This window comes from Nostoc sp. WHI (assembly GCF_015714725.1).
GTDB lineage: Bacteria > Cyanobacteriota > Cyanobacteriia > Cyanobacteriales > Nostocaceae > Nostoc.
Window position 1 is genome coordinate 1 of the sequence record NZ_WBKM01000108.1, and the last position, 20,129, is coordinate 20,129.

Genomic DNA, 20,129 nt, shown 5'->3' on the forward strand with positions numbered 1-20,129 from the left:
CGCAATTGACTTGTGTTCAACCGGACATGATATAAGTCTTGACCAAATATCTTTGTGTTCCTGGTTGCGGTTATAGCTAAGGTAAAAGGTAAAAAGAGAATTCTTTACTTTTTAGTTTCCTAACCTCCGTGACTAACTTGACAACAAACAAACTATCTAGACCCCAGTTGTTTAAAGGCATTGCGCTATTTACACCTGGAGGAGATTTAATTTACTGTATCGACCCTAGTAAGCAAGGTCGATGGCATTTACATTTGTGCTCTGCTTTGCAGGAAATTCTCGATTTACCAGAGCCACCGCATTTTTTAGTGCCTTGTTATACTGCGACGATTGACCACTGGTTAGATCCGCGCACTCAACAAGTGAGAACTTTTGCTGAAGCTTATCCGGCTGTAATCAGACATCAAGCTTTGCTGAATGCCATTTTTGGTATAGAGGAGTTAGTATGGCAAGCTGCTCCCTGGCAGGAGGGGTTGTGCGATCGCATGGTGTTAACAACTTATCGCTCCTCATTTGGGCAGCTTTGGGAGGATCACGACTTAATTGTCCGCTTAGACCTTTCTGAACCTGTGCCAAAATACCACCAGCCTGTAATAGTACAAAAAGAGCAAGTAACAACACAAGGCTATGTGCTTCGCTTGTTTGTTGCAGGACATAGCGGCACCACTGAACGCATTCTCCAGAATCTACACGAATTGTTAGAGCGATCGCTGGGACATCCTTATACTTTGAAGGTAATTGATGTTTTAACTCATCCAGAACAAGCAGAAATTAATCAGGTTTCTGCTACTCCTACCCTTGTCAAAGTTTGGCCCCACCCAATTCGGCGAATTGTTGGAGAGTTGGATCATGTAGAAAAGATTTTACAGATGTTAGCTGTTAAGGAAAAATTTTAAGATTATTGGGAGTGCGAAGGCGTAGCTCAGTCCAGGCGATCGCTCTCAACTCAGCTAGGTACAGCTTGGCGTAAAACTGTGGCTGATTGAGGGTTGAAAGTCAAATGCAGAGGGGCGCAGAGTGTACGCAAAGGTTTGATAAGCGGTGATTGTTTTAGCTAAGACTTTATGAAAGCCTGTATTAAACTCATTGATATTGATAATGAGCCGCTTTGTAATCAGACTAGTTTTTTTTGCCAAATGCGCGGATGGGTAGGTGTTGGTGAGAGGGTGACTACAAAAATGGCTGAATTGCCGTATATGCAAGCATTTAACGGCTGTAGCATCTTTAAACGATCCGCGCACCTTATGTGGACTGGGTTTCAGCTATTTACATCTAGCGCAATTACAATTCCTTGTGTTATGATTTGTTCATCCGCGCTACTGAACCTTGAAAACCATATAATACAAGGCTTTCAAACGCCAGCCATTGCAATTAACCAAAATCCCTATTAGGGATTGAAACCCGCCCACGACGACGGGTTATTTACTTTTTACATTGCAATTAACCAAAATCCCTATTAGGGATTGAAACATCTATCAGTATTTCTGCCTCTTCCAGTGATGGAAATTGCAATTAACCAAAATCCCTATTAGGGATTGAAACAGAAAACGATAGGTTTTTCCTTGAAGATCCAAAATATAATTGCAATTAACCAAAATCCCTATTAGGGATTGAAACTCACCATCAGCACCCGCACAGTGTAGTCACTGGCATTGCAATTAACCAAAATCCCTATTAGGGATTGAAACGGATTCAGGTAAGTTGCAGCCAACAGCAGAAGCGCTATTGCAATTAACCAAAATCCCTATTAGGGATTGAAACAGACCAACTGCCAATAAATCTGATTTTTTAATAATTGCAATTAACCAAAATCCCTATTAGGGATTGAAACGTTAAAAAACAAAGTCTCGCTGACGGATTAACCCATTGCAATTAACCAAAATCCCTATTAGGGATTGAAACTAAATTACCAATAGTTTATCATGCTCAGTCCCCATCCAAAATTGCAATTAACCAAAATCCCTATTAGGGATTGAAACGTTATTCTCACCATTCTACTCTCGATTCCTCAAGTATTGCAATTAACCAAAATCCCTATTAGGGATTGAAACTTAGAGTTGCTAGCGGTTCCCGCTTTATTAGCGATATTGCAATTAACCAAAATCCCTATTAGGGATTGAAACGAGAGCAAGGTAATCGAGGCTAAAAAACAGGCTATTGCAATTAACCAAAATCCCTATTAGGGATTGAAACAAATCATCCACCATTAAGGTGTATTCAGTTCCTACGGATTGCAATTAACCAAAATCCCTATTAGGGATTGAAACAAGTCTAGTTGCGTAGTCAATAAATCGTCAAAGGATTGCAATTAACCAAAATCCCTATTAGGGATTGAAACATACTTGCTGAGGCACTGCATCGCAACCATGTAAGATTGCAATTAACCAAAATCCCTATTAGGGATTGAAACTAGTGCTTGATTTGCGGTATTGTTGGCACTTGAATTGCAATTAACCAAAATCCCTATTAGGGATTGAAACATTTGTCCATCAACATTTCGTTTATTTTGCCTGGCTTCAATTGCAATTAACCAAAATCCCTATTAGGGATTGAAACTTTTGAAGCGATAACCCCACCCGTAGGAGGACATCCTATTGCAATTAACCAAAATCCCTATTAGGGATTGAAACAGCCATTACCGATTTCCCGCTACCTGCTTTACCCTCGAATTGCAATTAACCAAAATCCCTATTAGGGATTGAAACATCGAACCTGTTATCGTAAGCGGCGATGTAATAGAATTGCAATTAACCAAAATCCCTATTAGGGATTGAAACAATCTTCAATCCCTTGGCACCCACTTGCTTTTGAATTGCAATTAACCAAAATCCCTATTAGGGATTGAAACAGGGAATACGACACTTCGGAACTCAAAACCATCTCATTGCAATTAACCAAAATCCCTATTAGGGATTGAAACTGGAATATTTGCCAAGTGCCTATCGCTGTAGGCGTGTACTGCGGGAATTGCAATTAACCAAAATCCCTATTAGGGATTGAAACGGCAATACGAGTTCCACAACTCCAACAATTACTTTAGATTGCAATTAACCAAAATCCCTATTAGGGATTGAAACAAAGTACTGCACTGTCTAACTACCTTCTCGCTATATTGCAATTAACCAAAATCCCTATTAGGGATTGAAACGCATCCACAATTCCACCTGCTGCTGACACCATTGAATTGCAATTAACCAAAATCCCTATTAGGGATTGAAACAATGGCTTTGGTGATTTTACCATCGGTAAAGGTTGCATTGCAATTAACCAAAATCCCTATTAGGGATTGAAACGCCCCAACTTCATCATCATTGAAAATCCTACAGATTGCAATTAACCAAAATCCCTATTAGGGATTGAAACTAGTAAACCTAATTGTTCTAGGGTTCCTACTTCTAATTGCAATTAACCAAAATCCCTATTAGGGATTGAAACTTGATAGCACGGCAGAATTCCGTACTTTTATATTGCAATTAACCAAAATCCCTATTAGGGATTGAAACCTCAGAGTACCGTTGCTGGCATTAAAAATCCCTTTATTGCAATTAACCAAAATCCCTATTAGGGATTGAAACATCAGAACGAGTTCATCGTACCAACCCCAGAGTTGTCAAATTTGAGTTATGAAAACTATCGAAACTTAGCTATAAGTTCCTGCTGTCTCATTCGTGACCTTAACAAGTTCTGGCTCGATATCATCTATCTTATTAAACTCTCCAGCCCGCCAGCTATCTGTTATGTCCTTAATAAAACTGGCAATAGGTATTGCAATTAACAAACCTAGTACTCCTCCCAACTTTGCCCCCAGCAGTAAAGAAATCACCACCCACACTGGATTTAAGCCAGTCAAATTGCCGAGAATACGAGGTGCAATAACATTAGAATTAACTTGGTCGATCGCAACAGCAACACCTAAAACTTCTACTCCTAGCCAAAAGTTTTGCAACGCCACCAATAGACTAACTATGGCAATACCTACCCCCGTACCAAAAGGAAACAGAGAAAACAAGCCAATGCCAATGCCAAAAAGTAAAGCCAAGGGAACTTGCAGCGCCAAAAACGCTAGTGTAATTGTCACCCCTAACACAGATCCCAATGTTGCTTGACCGATAAAGTAATTCTGGAAATCCTCTCTCAGTGATTGCCTTACTTTTGAGCCAATGTTAGCAGGGAACCACTGAAAAACTCCGTCCCAAAGACGTTTGCCGTTCAATATTAGATAGATAGTCAGCACCACCGCCAGCAGCACGTTGACTACAATACCAATGGTATCGACGGCAAAACCGAGAATTCTACCGGTGAAGGACTGGAGTTGGTTAGATAATCGTTCCAGAACTTGAGTAAATAAACCACTTAAATTGATGGGAAGCTGTTGTTGACTTAATGCCCAATCCTGGAAAGTTTGCAGCTGCTGAGTCCCAGAATCAATCCAACTGGGCAAAATATTAGCTAGCTCATTCAGCTGTTGTAGAATCAGGGGAACCAAGGTGATGCCTAAAGCCACTAAAATCACCACAGTCAAAAGCAACACTCCCCCGATCGCTAAGTTGCGTTTTACGCCTTGTTCTTGGAGAAACTGGATCGGATAGTTCAATACAAAAGCCAGTAGGATGGCGGCGGCAATAATGCTGATTAGGGGTTGAAAATACTGTATAACCTGGAGCAATAACCAGCCGTTGAGAATGGCAATGGGAAATGCCAATCCTATATTTAACCATCGCGGCAGTTTGTTTGCTGATTGCATTAATGCTGACTCCACAAGAATTTTAACTTTATCAGGACTTACGCAAACAATAATCGAAAAGAATGAATTTTCTTCTTAGGGCAATTCAGGAATTGCCCCAGAGGGCGTGTAGTTTTGCGTAAATCTTATTTTGAGTTAAGGGCGGGCGAGATGCCATTGGTGTCAACTTAAGCCAAAATCCCTTTTAAACCTCGTTTCTAGCCTCTGGCTAGAAATGCTGCTCATCGGGCTGCGGCCGCAAGTCTTGAGGCGGCAGCCCTCCCGTTAGGCATTCCCAGTCGGAGACTGGGAACGAGACACTTTAGCTAACAGTGAGTTTCTTTGATTAGGTCTGTTGATTTGTCTTCATAAAATCCAATATAATTTGCTGATGCATATAACCCAAAGGTCGCACTTCGCCAGCGTTTTGCGAATAACATTTACCTTGGTGAATATCTTCTGGGGTAAAGAATCCCATGTCCCAGCCTTCATTCAGAACCAGTTGATTTAATTCCACCAAAAGCGGCGCGTGAAAGACATGACGGATAACTTTTTCATCGGGATAACAGCCAAATTCAACAAAGGGTGGTAGTACATAGCCTATTTCTTCTAATATTTCTCGCTTTACTGCTACATCTGGCGTTTCACCGGGTTCGAGATGACCGCCAAACAGCGCCCAGTACCCAGGGTAGAGAATACCAGGAATATTATCCCGCAGTTGCATGAGAAATTTGTTTTCTTGGTAGAGAATTGCGATCGCTACATGCAGTGGTTGATTGGTCATAAATTTTGATTTATTTGGCTCTTCTATGTTGTAATTATTACTCTTCTTCTAAATAAACTTCTCCCAATTCTTTGCCAGCTAAGGGGATACTTCGGTAGCGAACTTTACCCTTAATTACTACTTGCGATCGCTCGCCCAGATCCTTTTGATTGGTGACAACCCAAATCTTGCCAGTTGAGTCATTAATTTCATAAGCCCACTGCTTTATCAAGGGAGCTTGCTTTTCTACCTTACCTTGGATGTAAACTATAGCCTGATTGTCTTGTTCTGGTTTAATTTCTCGAATTGGAGTGACATTAGTGCCAATTTTCAAGTTACTCCCGCTCAAGCCAGAAGGTGTCAAACTACCACAACTACAAAGTCCCACCACCAAAAAAAAAGTAAACCCCAGGCGGTAGGAAACAATGCTGTGTCCGTACAATAACGAAAGAGACAAATTTCTCGCTTGTTGCATGAAAGCCACCGATTGAGCAAATTTTTGGGTCACTGCTTGCTTTGTCGCCAGTTTAATTAGGTCAGTTCCCATCTATATTATTCTCTTCGGTTTCAGAAACACACTCTCAATGTAATGGGGCATTGAAAAACTCTTCTCTACCCCCCCCAGTTTTAGAGTGCCCATCCTCGCAAGAAAGCTTCGCCGTGAAAGAATCTTGGGCGCGATCGCTTGAGTAAAAAAGAGTGGAGTTTTTATACTTCAGGACTTACGCAAACAATAGCCGAAACCTTGATTTTCAGGTAGGGGCAATTCATGAATTGCCCCTACAGCGTGTAGTTTTGCGTAAGTCCTATACTTGTTCACGAGTATCAAAGGTGGATGAACGGAGTTAAAAGACTCGTTAATGAGTATCAGAGGTGGATGAATGGAGCTAAAAGACTCGTTAATGAGTATCAAAGGTGGATGAACGGAGTTAAAAGACTTGTTAATGAGTATCAGAGGTGGATGAATGGAGTTAAAAGACTCGTTAATGAGTATCAAAGGTGGATGAACGGAGCTAAAAGACTCGTTAATGAGTATCAGAGGTGGATGAATGGAGCTAAAAGACTCGTTCATGAGTATCAAAGGTGGATGAATGGAGTTAAAAGACTCGTTCATGAATCTTAATTTATACAAGTTATAGTTATAAATCATTCTCCTCTGCACCCACTACCCTCAATACGGTTCGGTTAAGGCAAGAGACGCGATAAATCGCCGTCTCTACAATAATCAGTCCTTTGTAAAGACGGCGATTTATCGCGTCTTTGTAATCTAGGGTCTGTAATCAAAAAACTTTATCCGAACTGTATTAGCACTACCCTTTTCAATCAAGGGTCAATATTTTCACTTTGGACTTTGAACAAAAGACGAATATAGTTGGAAAATTTTATGGAAACAAAAACTGCCAAACTTCTTGATGGGAAAGCTTTAGCTGCAAAAATTCAGCAAGAACTTTCTGTTGCCATTACCCAATTCCAACCAAAAATTGGCCGGCCGCCTGGTTTAGCAGTGGTGATGGTTGGCGATAATCCCGCGTCAGCAGCTTATGTACGCAATAAAGAAAGAGCTTGCGCTAAAGTTGGTATCGCCTCTTTTGGTAAGCAGTTTCCCGCCCAAACTTCCCTTGAGGAGTTAGAAGAGGTAATTGCTGCACTCAACTACGATGAACGGGTGGATGGTATTCTCGTGCAGCTACCCTTACCTAACCATTTAGATGCTGTGACTCTGCTACATCAAATTGATCCCGATAAAGATGCCGATGGACTGCACCCAGTCAATTTAGGGCGACTATTGCGAGGAGAAACAGGCTTACGTAGTTGCACCCCGGCGGGTGTGATGCGACTTTTACAAGAATATGAGATTCCTTTAGAGGGAAAACAAGCAGTAGTGGTGGGACGCAGTATTTTGGTGGGTAAACCGATGGCACTGATGCTATTAGAAGCTGATGCTACAGTAACGATCGCCCACTCGCGATCGCCCGACCTCAAAACCATTACCCAAAATGCTGATATTCTAATTGCAGCAGTAGGTCGTCCCGGACTGATCTCTGCTGATATGGTGAAACCGGGCGCTGTTGTGGTAGATGTGGGAATGAATCGCGTCATTGATGCTAGTGGCAATAGTCGCCTAGTTGGGGATGTCGACTTTGAATCAACTTCTGGTGTCGCAGGATTTATTACCCCCGTTCCTGGTGGTGTTGGCCCTATGACTGTCGCAATATTGTTGCAAAATACATTTGCCAGCTATTCCAGAGCGGTAAAAGAAGAAAGTGAGGAGTGATGAGTGATGAGTTAAAAATTAAGAATTATTAATCTTAACTCGTAACAGACGCGATTCATCGCGTCTCTACTTCCAACTCCTAATTTTTTCAGCGCCATAGCACCTTAAAATTGTGACGTATAAAACAAAAATCTCAAGATGTCAGGAATTTAAGAATGGTAGCAACTAATAACGTTCAAAAGACACCACCAGAGGAAACCACGTTTAACTTAGCAGTCTATCTAAAAGAGCGAAAAAACCTTTGTGATACTGCTTTGGATCAGGCTATCCCGATCATTTATCCAGAAAAGATTTATGAGGCGATGCGCTATTCGTTATTAGCTGGAGGCAAGCGTATACGTCCTATTCTTTGCCTTGCTACCTGTGAAATGATCGGTGGAACCGTCGAAATGGCTATGCCAGCAGCTTGTGCTGTGGAGATAATCCATACAATGTCGTTGATTCACGACGACCTCCCGGCGATGGATAATGACGATTATCGTCGCGGTAAGTTGACGAATCATAAAGTCTATGGCGAAGATGTGGCAATTTTGGCTGGGGATGGCTTATTAGCTCTGGCTTTTGAATTAGTTGCCGTTCAAACCCCCCAAAACGTTAAGAGAGAGGCAGTCTTGCAGGTAATTGCCCGTCTTGGTAAGGCGCTGGGGGCAGCTGGTTTGGTTGGTGGTCAAGTTGTCGATTTAGAATCGGAAGGTAAATCAGATATTTCTCTAGAAACGCTGAATTTTATTCATAAACACAAAACAGCCGCCCTTTTGGAAGCTTGCGTAGTTTGTGGCGGGATCATAGCTGGGGCATCGTCTGAAGATGTGCAACGATTGACCAATTATGCTCAAAATATTGGGCTAGCATTTCAAATCATTGATGATATTCTGGATATCACCGCAACTCAAGAGCAATTAGGTAAAACAGCTGGTAAAGACCAAAAAGCTAAGAAAGTGACCTATCCGAGCCTTTGGGGGCTTGAAGAATCGCGCTTAAAAGCTCAAGAGCTAGTTGAAGCAGCTTGTGTGGAATTAGAACCATTTGGGGAGAGAGCCAAGTCACTCCAAGCGATCGCTCATTTTATTATCAGTCGCAATAATTAGTACTGCTTTGCAAAATTCAAAATTCCAAAAGCTTATCAAGTAAGCTTTTGAGCTATTTTGAATAGTTAGTCGGTTTTCACCGTGATGTACCAATACGGTTCAGTTAAGGTTTTTTGATGAAAATTCTAGATCGGAAAGACGTGATAAATCGCCGTCACGCCGAAAGATTGATTATTGTAGAGACGGCGATTGATCGCGTCTCTTGCCATAACCGAACCGTATTGCGTGATGTACTAGGTTAATTTGGGATTTTGGGTTGAATCTAAATGTTTCCTCAACCAACAACTGCTGCTAATATTTACTAACCTAACCAAAATACCATGCAGGACATAGGCAACATTTTACACAACCGGGTGCTGCTGGTTGCTCTGGTAGCTTGTTTAATTGCTCAAATATTAAAACTTGTAATCGAGATTGTCAAAAATCGCAAACTGAATGTGCAGGTTTTGGTGACAACTGGAGGTATGCCCAGTGCCCATTCCGCTCTAGTTACGGCTCTAGCTGCTGGTGTAGGGCAACAACTTGGTTGGGCATCTCCTGATTTTGCCGTTGCGGTGGTTTTTGCGATCATCGTCATGTATGATGCCGCAGGAGTTCGCCAAGCGGCGGGTAAGCAAGCTCGTATTCTCAATCAAATGATTGATGAATTATTTCATGAAAAACCAGGCTTTAGCGAAGACCGTCTTAAGGAATTACTCGGACATACACCAGTTCAGGTAATAGCTGGATCGGCTTTGGGTATAACTATCTATTGGTTAGCGAGGTCTGCTTATTAACCAAAGTTGCTGATTATCAAATACAAATTTACAATTAAATGCGATCGCGGTGAGTTTTTCAAAACAAAATGCAGTTAGCTCCCCTATTCCCAATTTTCTACCAGATTCTCCAGCCGAGTTTTCCCAATTGCCTTTGGTGTGGCGATCGCAATTCTAAAGCGATCGCCCTAACCTTTGACGATGGCCCCCATCCTCAATACACTCCCCAAGTCTTAGCAGTATTAGCTCGTTACAATATTACAGCTAGTTTTTTTTGGTTGGGTGCTTGCGTCAACCGTTCACCAGCGATCGCTAAAGCCGTGAGCGATCGCGGCCACTGGATCGGATTGCATGGCTACAATCATCGCTCTTTTCCCATGCTTTCGCCAAATGACCTGAAGGAAAGTTTAGAAAAAACCCAAGTTGCCATCTACAATGCCTGCAACCTGCAACCGGAACAAGTGCGGGATGTCCGTCCCCCCAATGGTTTATTCATCCCTGCTACTTTAAAATTATTATTTCAGTGGAATTACCGCCCAGTGATGTGGAGTGTTGTACCAGAAGACTGGGTGCGGCCAGGCGTTACCACTGTGGTACAGCGAATTATGCAGCAGGTTAAAAATGGTTCGCTGATTGTCTTACATGATGGTGTTTGCGGTGGAGAAGATGTTGCTGCTACAATCCAAATTCTCATTCCTCAACTGCTACAACAAGGTTATGAGTTTGTAAGTGTTGATACTTTATGGCAACGAGCTAAAACCAACTATCCGAAAGTACTACTGTCTTGATTTTTAATTTATGCTACTCAATGATTGCAGTGATCTCCAACAACGCTGGATCAATTGCGTAGGCGTAGCCCGTCGTAGACATCGCTACCCCACAGATTAACAGACAAATATAGTATAGGGCGACAATGCAAAAACTCCTTTTTAATGACAGAGATAGCTTTAGAGCGCAGGCCCTATTCCTTGGTAAGGAGATTAACCTCCAAACATTAGAAAATTACGTTTGCTTGGCGACTATGCCAGTAATGGTTACAGTAGGTGAACACGGCTGTGCGGTACTGCTAGGCTACGGTGCAGTTGTCCTGTTTAACTTTGAGCCTGGGGAAAAGGTAGCCTTCTTGACCAAACTATCCTCTCAAGTTAGTGACTCTTTTACCGACCCGGAAACAGAAGAAGTGGAAGTTAATCTCAACGTTGCGGAGAGTGAGCGAGTTAAGGAAGGAAAAATTTTCCTGCATGAATTTAGTGTAGAACGCTTGCAGATAGTGGCTGATATTCTCGCTAAGAGTGTTGTGCTGTCTCATTATGAAACTAGCTTGGCGACTGTATTTGATCAAATTGAACCCTTTGCAGCTAGTCTCCAGCGTCAAAACAGGAGTAGACGCCAGAGTCGGGAATTACTGCGTCAACTTGGGACTACCCTATTAGTTCAACATAAAATTGTGGGTCGAGTAGAAATTATCGATAAGCCGGAGTTGCTTTGGGAGTCTCCACAGCTAGAAAACTTATATCTGCGTTTGGAAGATGAATACGAAATCCGTGAGCGTCACAACGCCCTGGAACGCAAACTAGAGCTAATTTCTCGAACCGCACAAACGGTGCTGGAGTTTATGCAGCATAGCAGTAGTGAGCGAGTAGAGTGGTATGTGGTGATTCTGATTGTGGTGGAGATTCTGCTGTCACTGTACGACATCGTTTTCAAAGGCTAACGCTAAATTAAACTTGGAGATATTAAATAATTGCTAGCTTTGAGCAACAGTCTTGAATCGGGCGATCGCTCATCCTATCTTGTACCTTTAGCTACTGATAATCAAAAAGAGAGGTCTGTTTAGATGAAGTTTCGCTCAAACAACGGTCTATGATTATTCTGTTAATGGGTGTTTCTGGTTCCGGCAAAACCACCATCGGGCTGTTGCTCGCGGATTCATTAAACTGGGAATTTAGGGACGCTGATGCTTTCCACTCACCAGAAAATATTGAGAAAATGCGCCACGGTATTCCCATGAACGACTTGGATAGAATGCCGTGGTTGTTAGCTTTGCAAACAGCGATCGCTCAGTGGCTAAAAGAAGATAAAAATGTGGTGTTAGCGTGTTCGGCATTAAGAGATAGCTATCGCCAATTTCTTGTATTGGATAGCGATCGCATCAAGCTAGTTTACCTGAAAGGCTCTTTTGAGATCATTCAAAAGCGGTTGCAAGAGCGCCATAATCACTTTATGAGCGAAAAACTCCTTAACAGCCAATTTGATGACCTTGAAGAGCCAGTTAATGCTATATCTGTAGATGTTTCCGAGCCGCCTCAAGTAATTGTGCAAAACATTAGAACGGCTTTAGGAATTTAGTTACTGGAGGCGGAGCGGCTTTGCCTCTAGTGTTTTGTATCATGCAAGAGCGCGTCTCGATACAACTCTTCTTTTTAAACCGGGCAAAGAAAGAGAACTAAAGTTTTTATTAATACTTCTTAATATAGCTGTCTTCTGCAGTTCTTTGTAAGGAGTAACTTTAAGAAAAATGCAAAGTATTATGTCAAATTAGATAGTTATGTGGAAACCCACATTGTATAATACCCGAAAAGAAATATTATACAGAAGTATTCTGGATTTCATACCGAATTGGATGGTTATGTGGAAAGATTCTGTATAACTTATAGTTCAATAATTGTACGGAAGATTTTCGTATAATAAATAGTTTGACCGTAGACCCATTTATGGAATCATAACTGAAAGTTTATTGGTGAGATCCAACCGATAACTGTAGCAATTCAGTAGACTCCGTGAATTTGCGGTAAATTTTCTGGTTGTCAATAAACAAGCCTCTTACTAGCTATAAGGCGGATAATTATTCTTCAAAACTCTGGTTACCAAGCAAGTTGAAAAACTATTAGGAGAGTACTTTTGATGTTAACAGAAATTCAAAAAAAAGCTGCCCAAGCGATTATTAATATCTTTGAAACTGGCTCGGTTTCAGGAAAATATGACTCTGTAGTCTCAGTCGCAGGTGATCCAGGAGGGCTGACCTATGGAGCGAAGCAAACAACCATTAATAGTGGTAATTTACACTTATTAATCAAAGCTTATGTAGAAGCAGAAGGAGCATTATTTGCTGATGAGTTACGCCCTTATCTAAGTTCCTTAAAAAACAGAGAGCAACGCTTAAATAGAGATACTACGCTGCATAGTATTTTGCGCCAAGCAGGTCGAGATTCTGTGATGATTCAAGAGCAAGATGCTTTCTTTGATCGGGTTTATTGGACTCCTGCACTCAACAGTGCCGCCGCTATTAACATTCAAACTGTATTAGGAATTGCGGTGGTTTTCGATAGCATCACTCATGGTTCGTGGAGGTTGATACGAGATCGCACAACCAATCAGTTTGGCAACCCCTCAAGTGTTGGAGAAAAAGCTTGGCTCAAGCATTATGTTGATGTCCGACGAAACTGGCTAGCTAACCATTCTATCCAGATATTGCATTTAACCGTTTACCGTATGGATTCTTTCAAAAGAATCATTCAAACAGATAATTGGGATCTAAGTTTACCCTTCACTGTCCGAGGTTTAATTATTAGCGAAGATACCCTATCTCCCACTATTCCTTCACCTGGAATCCCAGGAAACCGACTTCTTTCCTTAACCCGTCCACCAATGACCGGAGCAGATGTCCGGGAAGTCCAACAAGCCCTAATAGCTAAGGGGTTTAATCTTGGTGAAAATGGTGCAGACGGCATTTTCGGTCCCATGACTGACGCGGTTATCAGAGCATTCCAAGAACAGCAAAATCTGCGGGTTGATGGAATCGTTGGACGTGCTAGCCGTTCAGCATTAGAACTAGATGATTGATTAACAATTAGTAGGCTATTTATTACAGGAGAAAATCTGATGGAAAGTTTTACCCCTGGTACATCTAGTGAAGGAATCAAACATCTTCAAGAGCGATTACAGGAATTTGGGTTTTATCAAAAAGCATTCACTGGCAATTTTGATCAAACAACCCAGGATGCGATTAAAGAATTTCAAGAAGCGAATGGATTAGCGGTTGACGGAATTGTGGGTTTAATGACTTTGCACGCTTTGGATTTACTTGAACTTGGATTGGTTGATATTAGTTAAAAGCAAGGGTGAAAAAGAGAATGGCGATGCTAAAAGATATTAGTGATTGCCCATCAACAACAATTGTTGATGGTCTATCTCGACAGATTATCGCTGAGATGAACAATGCTATTCCAGGTGTTCTTATAGATTGTTCTGATTTAAATATTTCTATTAATTCTCTTCAGTTTCCCTTTCTACAACTACCTGCTAAACAAGCTCTAGCAAGAGCAATTCAGGCTAGAGGGACACGGATGAGAATTAACTCAGCCTATCGTACCTGCGCTCAACAGTTCTTGCTCCGTCGTTGGAAGGAAAAAGGGGTGTGCGGTATTGCTCAGGCTGCATTACCAGGTAAAAGTTTTCATGAAAGTGGTTTAGCGTTAGATATTCCTGATGTAAGCGGTTGGAAACCTTTTCTGCAAACACAAGGTTGGGTTCATGTAGGGCAAAATCTTCCTGGCGATCCGTTCCATTTTGAATTTCGAGGAAGAGGTATACAAATTATTGGCAATGTAGGTATTCAAGGGTTTCAGAAACTTTGGAACAAAAATCACCTCAGCGATCGCATTGATGACGATGGTATCTATATACAAGGTGGCGATACCGATAGGCGCTTGCAAATTTCGCCGTCGCAAGGATTTGGTGCGACTGAACGTGGAACAACTCAGAGAATTCTTCGATTGGCTAGTCCCTTAATGCAAGGTGGTGATGTTCTGCGTGTCCAGAAAAAATTGAGACAGCTAACCCCTCCTCTTCTTGCTAATGATAGAGATGTTGATGGATTTTACGGACCGAAAACCGAAGCTGCCATTCGACAATTTCAGACAAATCAAGGCATTACTGTTGACGGTGTTATAGGATTGGAAACTTATCAAAAGTTAGGAGTTTAAGTAACCGTTCAACGTGAGTTCGATGAACTAAAAAACGGCTGGAGTATCAGCCGTAGCCGATACTCCGGCTGTTTATGCTAGTTTCTAGAGTTGATGTGTGGCTAGAAAAGCTTCGACTTCCGCAGCAGTAGGTTGAGAAGCGATCGCACCTGGTTTAATGGTAGTCAGCGCTCCAACAGCACTGGCATAGGTGACAATACGTTTTGCTGTTTCTGCATCCCGCAAGCTGTGGATACCATGCTGACTCAATTGATGGATGAATCCTGCTAAAAAGCTATCCCCTGCACCTGTTGTATCAACGACAGGAATGGAAAACGCAGGTAATTTGCCTTCATTTTCACCCAAACAATAAGCGCAACCGTTTTCCCCATCTGTCACCAGTACCCCCTCAATTGAAGCTAGACGGTAAGTAATGGCTCCGGGATCTGCGGTTTCAAATAGCCATTCAGCTTCTTCTTTGGAGAGTTTCAGGAAATCGACTCGCTTAAATAATTCTGGAATTTTTTGATGAGCGATGTTTGGCTCTTCCCAAAATACAGGACGCCAGTTGACATCTAGCACAATCTTCAGGTCATAATGTTCTGCTAACTCTAGGGCGCGGTGAATTGCTTCTTCACTTTCAGGATAAGCTAATTCCAAAGTACCCAAAACTAGAAAATCTGCCTCTTGAAACAGTGAATGTGGTAATTGTTTGGCTTGCAGGCGGGTATCGGCAAATTCAGAGGTATGATGTTGACCAAATCCGGCGAAGGTGCGATCGCCAGCCAGATCCCTTGTAACATAAACTTGCCGCGTTGGTGCTTTAGGATGGCGTTGTAACCCCGTCGTCTCTACACCTACATCTTGTAATAGCTTGACCAGTGCATTCCCTGGTTCATCTTCGCCAACGGCTCCGATAAATCCTGCTGGCGTTCCCAGCTTAACTAAAGCACAGGCTACGTTAGCTGGTGCCCCTCCTGGATAGGGAGTCCAGGATTTTACTTCTTCCAGCTTTAGCCCCAATTGATCGGCTAAACAATCAAACAAAACTTCACCGAGGCACAAAACACGAGGATTGCTCATCTCATTTTTAGATTTAATCGAAATCTAACGGATTTCGATTTTGGATTAGGAATTTATAGTATAAAATCTACAACAATTTTTGCTAATCTGTCGCCAGTCCTTCATAGAATTAAATAGCAATTTTTACTACTCCAATAATGTATATACTTCTTATACTCGCTTAATTTTTGTCAGTAAATAAACGGTATCTATATATATAAATAGTAGTATTTAATACTGCATTTTTGGATTTATATTTCTGCCAACTTGAAATCGAAAGAAAATATTGACAATCGTAATACTGCTAACACTTGAAACCCCTACCAACAAAAGAATCTTCTAGAATTAGAAAGAGCGATTAAGTACATATACCAAGGGAGGATAGAAATAGTCATGGCTGGTGGCAAGTCTGGGACCCCTGTTAGTCTGTCAGACAGAGAACTGCAAATTATCGATTTAGTGGCCACTGGCTTAACTAACCAAGAAATTGCAGGAAAACTGGAAATTAGCAAGCGTACAGTTGATAACCATATCAGTAATATTCTCACCAAGACCGAGACAGAAAATCGAGTAGCTCTTGTTCGCTGGGCTTTACAGTGGGGCAAAGTCTGTTTGAATGATGTCAATTGCTGTACTCTGCCTAACCAGATCGAATAAATAATTTGCTAGTAGCGACGCAATTGATCTAGTCTAGGATGCTGACAAGCCAATTTTGAGGTTTACTGAATTGTTCTCCTCCTCATGCCTTTGTTTTCAGTGTGAACACTCTACCGAAGTTCCGAGTCCTTCACTCAGCCGGAGTTTATGTTAGTGGAGCCAGCTGACCCTCGGACTCGGAAACTATAAGATCAGAATTCCTTTGCAAATTCAGTTAGGCTGAATTTAGGACTTACGCATCAGCAACGAAAAATTAAGGGTTTGGGCAGAGTAGCAGAGTGGTAGAGGAGAATAACCAATGCCCAATGCCCAATGCCCAATGCCCAAACTCAAAAATCATCTACAAAAATTAGCAACAATTCAGTGGTGCAAGCGCTACATTTGAAAGAAATCTATATTGCTCCATCGGCTTGGGGAACAGTGTTCCAATGAATACTTCTGCTTCTTTTCAAGGTGATTGGTCTTCCTTTGAATTTTTTAATTTTGATCTTACGACACCTATGTCTGAGAAAGTTTTGACCTCAGAATACCAACCCTTAGACTTTCCACAACCCACACAAGATGCTGACTTACTCAGACAGCTATCGTTTATTCCAGGGTTGAAAGAAATTTTGATGATCCGGCAGGTTCACGCTTTAGAACATGCTACTGTTTGGGTTCTTAGCGAATCAAAAAATGCCACAGGAGAATCGGCTAAGGTTCAAGGAGATAACGAATTATTGGGCGGTTTGTCTACCGAGCAGGGATTCTACCTCTATGGTGAAGTGAACATTAGTGATTTGCGGCGGGCGATCGCACTTGCCCAACATCGCCTTACCAGTGGAGAATGGGATTTGGCTATACATCCTCGTTGCGGCACAAATTTATCAGTGGCAATGCTCTTAACGGCTGGATTAGCTATAAGCGTACATCTGTTGCTACCATTCCGACCAATCGAGCAACTTATCGGTTTGGGGTTAGCAGCGACGACAGCCGCCGAACTCTCACCTGATTTAGGTTCTATGGCACAGCGTTACCTAACAACTGCCATTCCTTTTAACCTAGCAGTTGAAAATATTACGCGCACACGCGACGTTTGGGGGCGTGATGCACATTTTGTTAAAGTGGGCTGGCAAGAGTAATCTTATGGAATCAAAACCACGCACCTTCAAAGAAACCGCTAAAGAAACAACTCTACTGTTTGCAGGGGGCGCTGGCGCTGGACTAATCATCTTTGCCCTGTTCGGCGGCTTATGGCACGTTACTCACTTTTGGTGGGTGATGGCAGCAACTACAATGTTCTGCGGTTTATTAGCCGTAGTATTCCGTCAAAACTTCCAGAAGATGTTAGATGCTTTGATGGATAATGCTCCCTGGATGTAGGAACACAAGGTTAAATGTTTCCTTAAAAATTATGAGAAAACTTTACTTCTTACTCCCCGGTACAGATGGCAAATTTGCCTGTGGTGGTCTTTGGGCTGAATTAAAAGCACTTAATCTGGTTCAGCAGTTCTGTAGTGCTGATGTTGTAACTTACCGTCAACGAGAAAAAGATAAGCTTTTCATTGATGATCTGCTAAAAGAGAAAAATTTAAATGAGGTAATTTTTGTCATTAGTTGGGGATTTGATGTAGCTCAACTCGTTGCTAAACTTAAACAATACAATGTCGTTTATCATGCACATAGCGCAGGTTATCCATTCAGGCTAAAAGCGAGTATTCCGATCATCACTGTTAGCCGCTATACAATGGGGTTTTGGGGAGAAAAATCACCTAATTCTCTCATTTATTATTTGCCCAATCAAATTTCTGATGAGTTTAAAAATTTGGGTTTTGAACGGGATATTGATGTTTTAGTTCAGACTCGAAAATCTTCTGAGTATTTAATCAATTCTTTGATTCCAGCGTTGCAAAAACGTTGTAAAGTATTAATTGTTAATTCCTATGTAGAGGATTTACCTGGATTATTCAACCGAGCTAAAGTTTACCTCTATGATTCGGCTGAGTACTGGACACAACAGGGTGTTAGTGAAGGATTTGGTCTGCAACCAATGGAAGCTCTAGCCTGTGGTTGTCAAGTATTTTCTAGTGTCAACGGTGGACTAGCTGATTACTTAGATCCTGGATTCAATTGCTATAAAATTGCTGGATATTCCCAAGAATATGATGTCCAACGTATTCTGAGGGTGATTGAATCTTCAGTAGCGTTTAGCTTGTCTGAAGAGTTTTTGGCTGAGTATCGAACTGAAAATATTATTAAGCGCTTTCAAGTTATTCTGGATGAGTTAAATGGATTTTTTGATCATAAAATTCAGCAGCCATCTAATATTAAGAGTTTGACGAAAATGCGGATGACAAAATTACTCGCCCAGAAGATATACGGTAAGCTGAAGAAAAAATATTTTAAGGTTTAAATAAGTAGGTGGACGTAATTAAATGTAAGATAAAAACTTTGTTTGTAGTGAGCGATTTATCGCTTTATATAAGGTTATCAAGGGCTAGAGACGCTTATGACAAGCCAATTGATTAATTTTATATTGCGTAACTATAGTTTGATTTATTCTTGCATATTTAAAGGAACCATTCCGGGCGCGGAAAACACAGAGATAAGAGAGGAAATTGAATGAATCGGCGGTTATTAGTTACGGGGGGTGCGGGGTTTATTGGCGCGAATTTTGTGCATCACTGGTGTCAGGTTTATCCAGATGATCGGGTGGTGGTGTTGGATGCTCTTACCTATGCGGGGAATCGTGTAAATTTGGCGCTGGTTGAGGGAAAAGAGAATTTTCGTTTTGTACAGGGGGATATTTGCGATCGCACCATTATAGATCAGTTACTAGCAACGGAAAATATTGATGCGATCGCTCATTTTGCTGCTGAATCTCATGTTGATCGCTCGATTCTGGGCCCAGCTGCTTTTGTACAAACTAATGTGGTAGGAACTTTCACACTACTAGAAGCTTTTCGGCAACATTGGGAGACAAAAGCACAGCCATCAGATTATCGTTTCTTACACGTTTCTACTGATGAAGTCTACGGTAGTTTAGACGCAAGTGAAGCAGCTTTTTGTGAAACTACACCCTACGCTCCCAATAGTCCCTATTCAGCCTCAAAAGCTGGTAGTGATCATTTAGTGCGTGCTTATTATCATACATATAAACTTCCAACTATCATCACAAATTGCTCTAATAATTACGGCCCTTATCAGTTTCCCGAAAAGCTAATTCCCCTGATGTGCATCAACACTTTGATAGGTAAGCCATTACCTGTTTATGGTGATGGTAAAAATGTGCGCGATTGGCTTTATGTGGGCGATCATTGTCTTGCTCTGGATGTAGTAATTAATCATGGAAAACCAGGAGAAACATACAATATTGGTGGCAATAATGAGGTAGAAAATATTAACCTCGTGCAACTTTTGTGTCAGATGATGGATGAATTAGCACCTGATTTACCAGTGCGTCCAGCAAAGCAGTTGATTACTTTTGTCAAGGATAGACAAGGACATGATCAAAGATATGCAATTAATGCGAACAAAATTAAAACTCAGCTTGGTTGGACGCCTTCAGTAACGATTGATGAGGGTTTACGTTTAACTGTTGAATGGTATCTCAATCATCGTGATTGGTGGCAACCTCTGCTATCTGCGGAATATCAAGATTATTATCGCAAAAATTATCTGTAGAAGTTCAAAGGTTCAACTTCCGAGTTCAAAGGCTCAACTTCCGAGTTCAGAGGTGCAACTTCCGAGTTCAGAGGTGCAACTTCCGAGTTCAGAGGTGCAACTTCCGAGTTCAGAGGTGCAACTTCCGAGTTCAGAGGTGCAACTTCCGAGTTCAGAGGCTCAACTTCCGAGTTCAGAGG

Annotated in this window: 21 protein-coding genes, 1 pseudogene and 1 CRISPR repeat array; of the genes and pseudogenes, 16 read left to right on the plus strand and 6 right to left on the minus strand. The window is 41.6% G+C overall.

What is annotated here, in order from left to right; translation table 11 throughout:
- Window positions 1-128 precede the first annotated feature (128 nt).
- Window positions 129-896 carry a circadian clock KaiB family protein gene (locus F8S12_RS10635; RefSeq protein WP_196516263.1) on the plus strand — a complete coding sequence of 256 codons (768 nt, stop codon included), beginning with the start codon at window positions 129-131 and terminating at the stop codon, window positions 894-896.
- A 468-nt stretch (window positions 897-1,364) separates the two neighbouring features.
- Window positions 1,365-3,575: a CRISPR direct-repeat array (repeat unit 37 nt; unit sequence ATTGCAATTAACCAAAATCCCTATTAGGGATTGAAAC).
- Between the two features lie 65 nt (window positions 3,576-3,640).
- Here the strand turns inward: F8S12_RS10635 and F8S12_RS10640 are convergent.
- From F8S12_RS10640 to F8S12_RS10655, 4 genes are all read right to left on the minus strand, one after another.
- On the minus strand, window positions 3,641-4,744 hold the full coding sequence (locus tag F8S12_RS10640; RefSeq protein ID WP_196516264.1) for an AI-2E family transporter: 1,104 nt from the start codon (window positions 4,742-4,744) through the stop codon (window positions 3,641-3,643).
- Between the two features lie 325 nt (window positions 4,745-5,069).
- Window positions 5,070-5,507, minus strand: a complete 438-nt coding sequence (locus F8S12_RS10645; protein WP_196516265.1) for an NUDIX hydrolase — start codon at window positions 5,505-5,507, stop codon at window positions 5,070-5,072.
- 37 nt (window positions 5,508-5,544) lie between these two features.
- Window positions 5,545-6,033 carry a hypothetical protein gene (locus tag F8S12_RS10650; protein WP_196516266.1) on the minus strand — a complete coding sequence of 163 codons (489 nt, stop codon included), beginning with the start codon at window positions 6,031-6,033 and terminating at the stop codon, window positions 5,545-5,547.
- A 168-nt stretch (window positions 6,034-6,201) separates the two neighbouring features.
- Window positions 6,202-6,600: a hypothetical protein gene (locus tag F8S12_RS10655; RefSeq protein WP_196516267.1), complete on the minus strand. Its 399-nt coding sequence runs from the start codon at window positions 6,598-6,600 to the stop codon at window positions 6,202-6,204.
- Between the two features lie 270 nt (window positions 6,601-6,870).
- On the opposite strand from F8S12_RS10655, the gene folD reads away from it, so the two are divergent.
- The 10 genes from folD (at window position 6,871) to F8S12_RS10700 (ending at window position 14,589) form a co-directional block, all read left to right on the plus strand.
- The gene (gene folD / locus F8S12_RS10660; protein ID WP_196516268.1) at window positions 6,871-7,761 is read left to right on the plus strand and encodes a bifunctional methylenetetrahydrofolate dehydrogenase/methenyltetrahydrofolate cyclohydrolase FolD; all 891 of its coding nucleotides are present in this window, start codon (window positions 6,871-6,873) and stop codon (window positions 7,759-7,761) included.
- Window positions 7,762-7,916: 155 nt separating this feature from the next.
- Window positions 7,917-8,849 carry a geranylgeranyl diphosphate synthase CrtE gene (crtE, locus tag F8S12_RS10665; RefSeq protein WP_196516269.1) on the plus strand — a complete coding sequence of 311 codons (933 nt, stop codon included), beginning with the start codon at window positions 7,917-7,919 and terminating at the stop codon, window positions 8,847-8,849.
- 116 nt (window positions 8,850-8,965) lie between these two features.
- Window positions 8,966-9,091 (plus strand): hypothetical protein, encoded by a 126-nt coding sequence (locus tag F8S12_RS41610; protein WP_269144799.1) that lies wholly within the window; start codon window positions 8,966-8,968, stop codon window positions 9,089-9,091.
- 78 nt (window positions 9,092-9,169) lie between these two features.
- Window positions 9,170-9,625, plus strand: coding sequence for a divergent PAP2 family protein (locus tag F8S12_RS10670; protein ID WP_196516270.1), 456 nt, complete (start codon window positions 9,170-9,172; stop codon window positions 9,623-9,625).
- 68 nt (window positions 9,626-9,693) lie between these two features.
- The gene (locus tag F8S12_RS10675; protein WP_196516271.1) at window positions 9,694-10,392 is read left to right on the plus strand and encodes a polysaccharide deacetylase family protein; all 699 of its coding nucleotides are present in this window, start codon (window positions 9,694-9,696) and stop codon (window positions 10,390-10,392) included.
- Window positions 10,393-10,517: 125 nt separating this feature from the next.
- Window positions 10,518-11,318 carry an RMD1 family protein gene (locus tag F8S12_RS10680; protein ID WP_196516272.1) on the plus strand — a complete coding sequence of 267 codons (801 nt, stop codon included), beginning with the start codon at window positions 10,518-10,520 and terminating at the stop codon, window positions 11,316-11,318.
- A 149-nt stretch (window positions 11,319-11,467) separates the two neighbouring features.
- Window positions 11,468-11,953, plus strand: a complete 486-nt coding sequence (locus F8S12_RS10685) for a gluconokinase (RefSeq protein WP_196516273.1) — start codon at window positions 11,468-11,470, stop codon at window positions 11,951-11,953.
- A gap of 555 nt (window positions 11,954-12,508) precedes the next feature.
- A complete protein-coding gene (locus tag F8S12_RS10690; RefSeq protein WP_196516274.1) occupies window positions 12,509-13,447 on the plus strand; it encodes a chitosanase in 939 nt (312 codons plus the stop codon).
- Between the two features lie 39 nt (window positions 13,448-13,486).
- The gene (locus tag F8S12_RS10695; protein WP_196516275.1) at window positions 13,487-13,717 is read left to right on the plus strand and encodes a peptidoglycan-binding domain-containing protein; all 231 of its coding nucleotides are present in this window, start codon (window positions 13,487-13,489) and stop codon (window positions 13,715-13,717) included.
- A gap of 20 nt (window positions 13,718-13,737) precedes the next feature.
- Window positions 13,738-14,589: a peptidoglycan-binding protein gene (locus F8S12_RS10700; RefSeq protein WP_230967934.1), complete on the plus strand. Its 852-nt coding sequence runs from the start codon at window positions 13,738-13,740 to the stop codon at window positions 14,587-14,589.
- Between the two features lie 84 nt (window positions 14,590-14,673).
- Here the strand turns inward: F8S12_RS10700 and F8S12_RS10705 are convergent, their stop codons facing one another.
- Entirely contained in the window at window positions 14,674-15,651 is a 978-nt protein-coding gene (locus F8S12_RS10705; protein WP_196516277.1) for a carbohydrate kinase family protein, read from the minus strand.
- Between the two features lie 372 nt (window positions 15,652-16,023).
- On the opposite strand from F8S12_RS10705, the gene F8S12_RS10710 reads away from it, so the two are divergent.
- The 5 genes from F8S12_RS10710 to rfbB all read left to right on the plus strand — a co-directional run bounded on the left by F8S12_RS10710 (window position 16,024) and on the right by rfbB (window position 19,950).
- Window positions 16,024-16,287 carry a helix-turn-helix domain-containing protein gene (locus tag F8S12_RS10710; RefSeq protein WP_196516278.1) on the plus strand — a complete coding sequence of 88 codons (264 nt, stop codon included), beginning with the start codon at window positions 16,024-16,026 and terminating at the stop codon, window positions 16,285-16,287.
- A 428-nt stretch (window positions 16,288-16,715) separates the two neighbouring features.
- A complete protein-coding gene (locus tag F8S12_RS10715; protein WP_196516279.1) occupies window positions 16,716-17,408 on the plus strand; it encodes a DUF6391 domain-containing protein in 693 nt (230 codons plus the stop codon).
- A 4-nt stretch (window positions 17,409-17,412) separates the two neighbouring features.
- The gene (locus tag F8S12_RS10720) at window positions 17,413-17,649 is read left to right on the plus strand and encodes a hypothetical protein (RefSeq protein ID WP_196516280.1); all 237 of its coding nucleotides are present in this window, start codon (window positions 17,413-17,415) and stop codon (window positions 17,647-17,649) included.
- Window positions 17,650-17,680: 31 nt separating this feature from the next.
- Entirely contained in the window at window positions 17,681-18,679 is a 999-nt protein-coding gene (locus F8S12_RS10725) for a glycosyltransferase (RefSeq protein WP_196516281.1), read from the plus strand.
- Window positions 18,680-18,888: 209 nt separating this feature from the next.
- Window positions 18,889-19,950, plus strand: a complete 1,062-nt coding sequence (rfbB, locus tag F8S12_RS10730) for a dTDP-glucose 4,6-dehydratase (RefSeq protein WP_196516282.1) — start codon at window positions 18,889-18,891, stop codon at window positions 19,948-19,950.
- Here the strand turns inward: rfbB and F8S12_RS10735 are convergent.
- Window positions 19,941-20,129, minus strand: a pseudogene (locus tag F8S12_RS10735) (hypothetical protein); the annotation flags it as partial. The gene rfbB and the pseudogene F8S12_RS10735 overlap by 10 nt on opposite strands.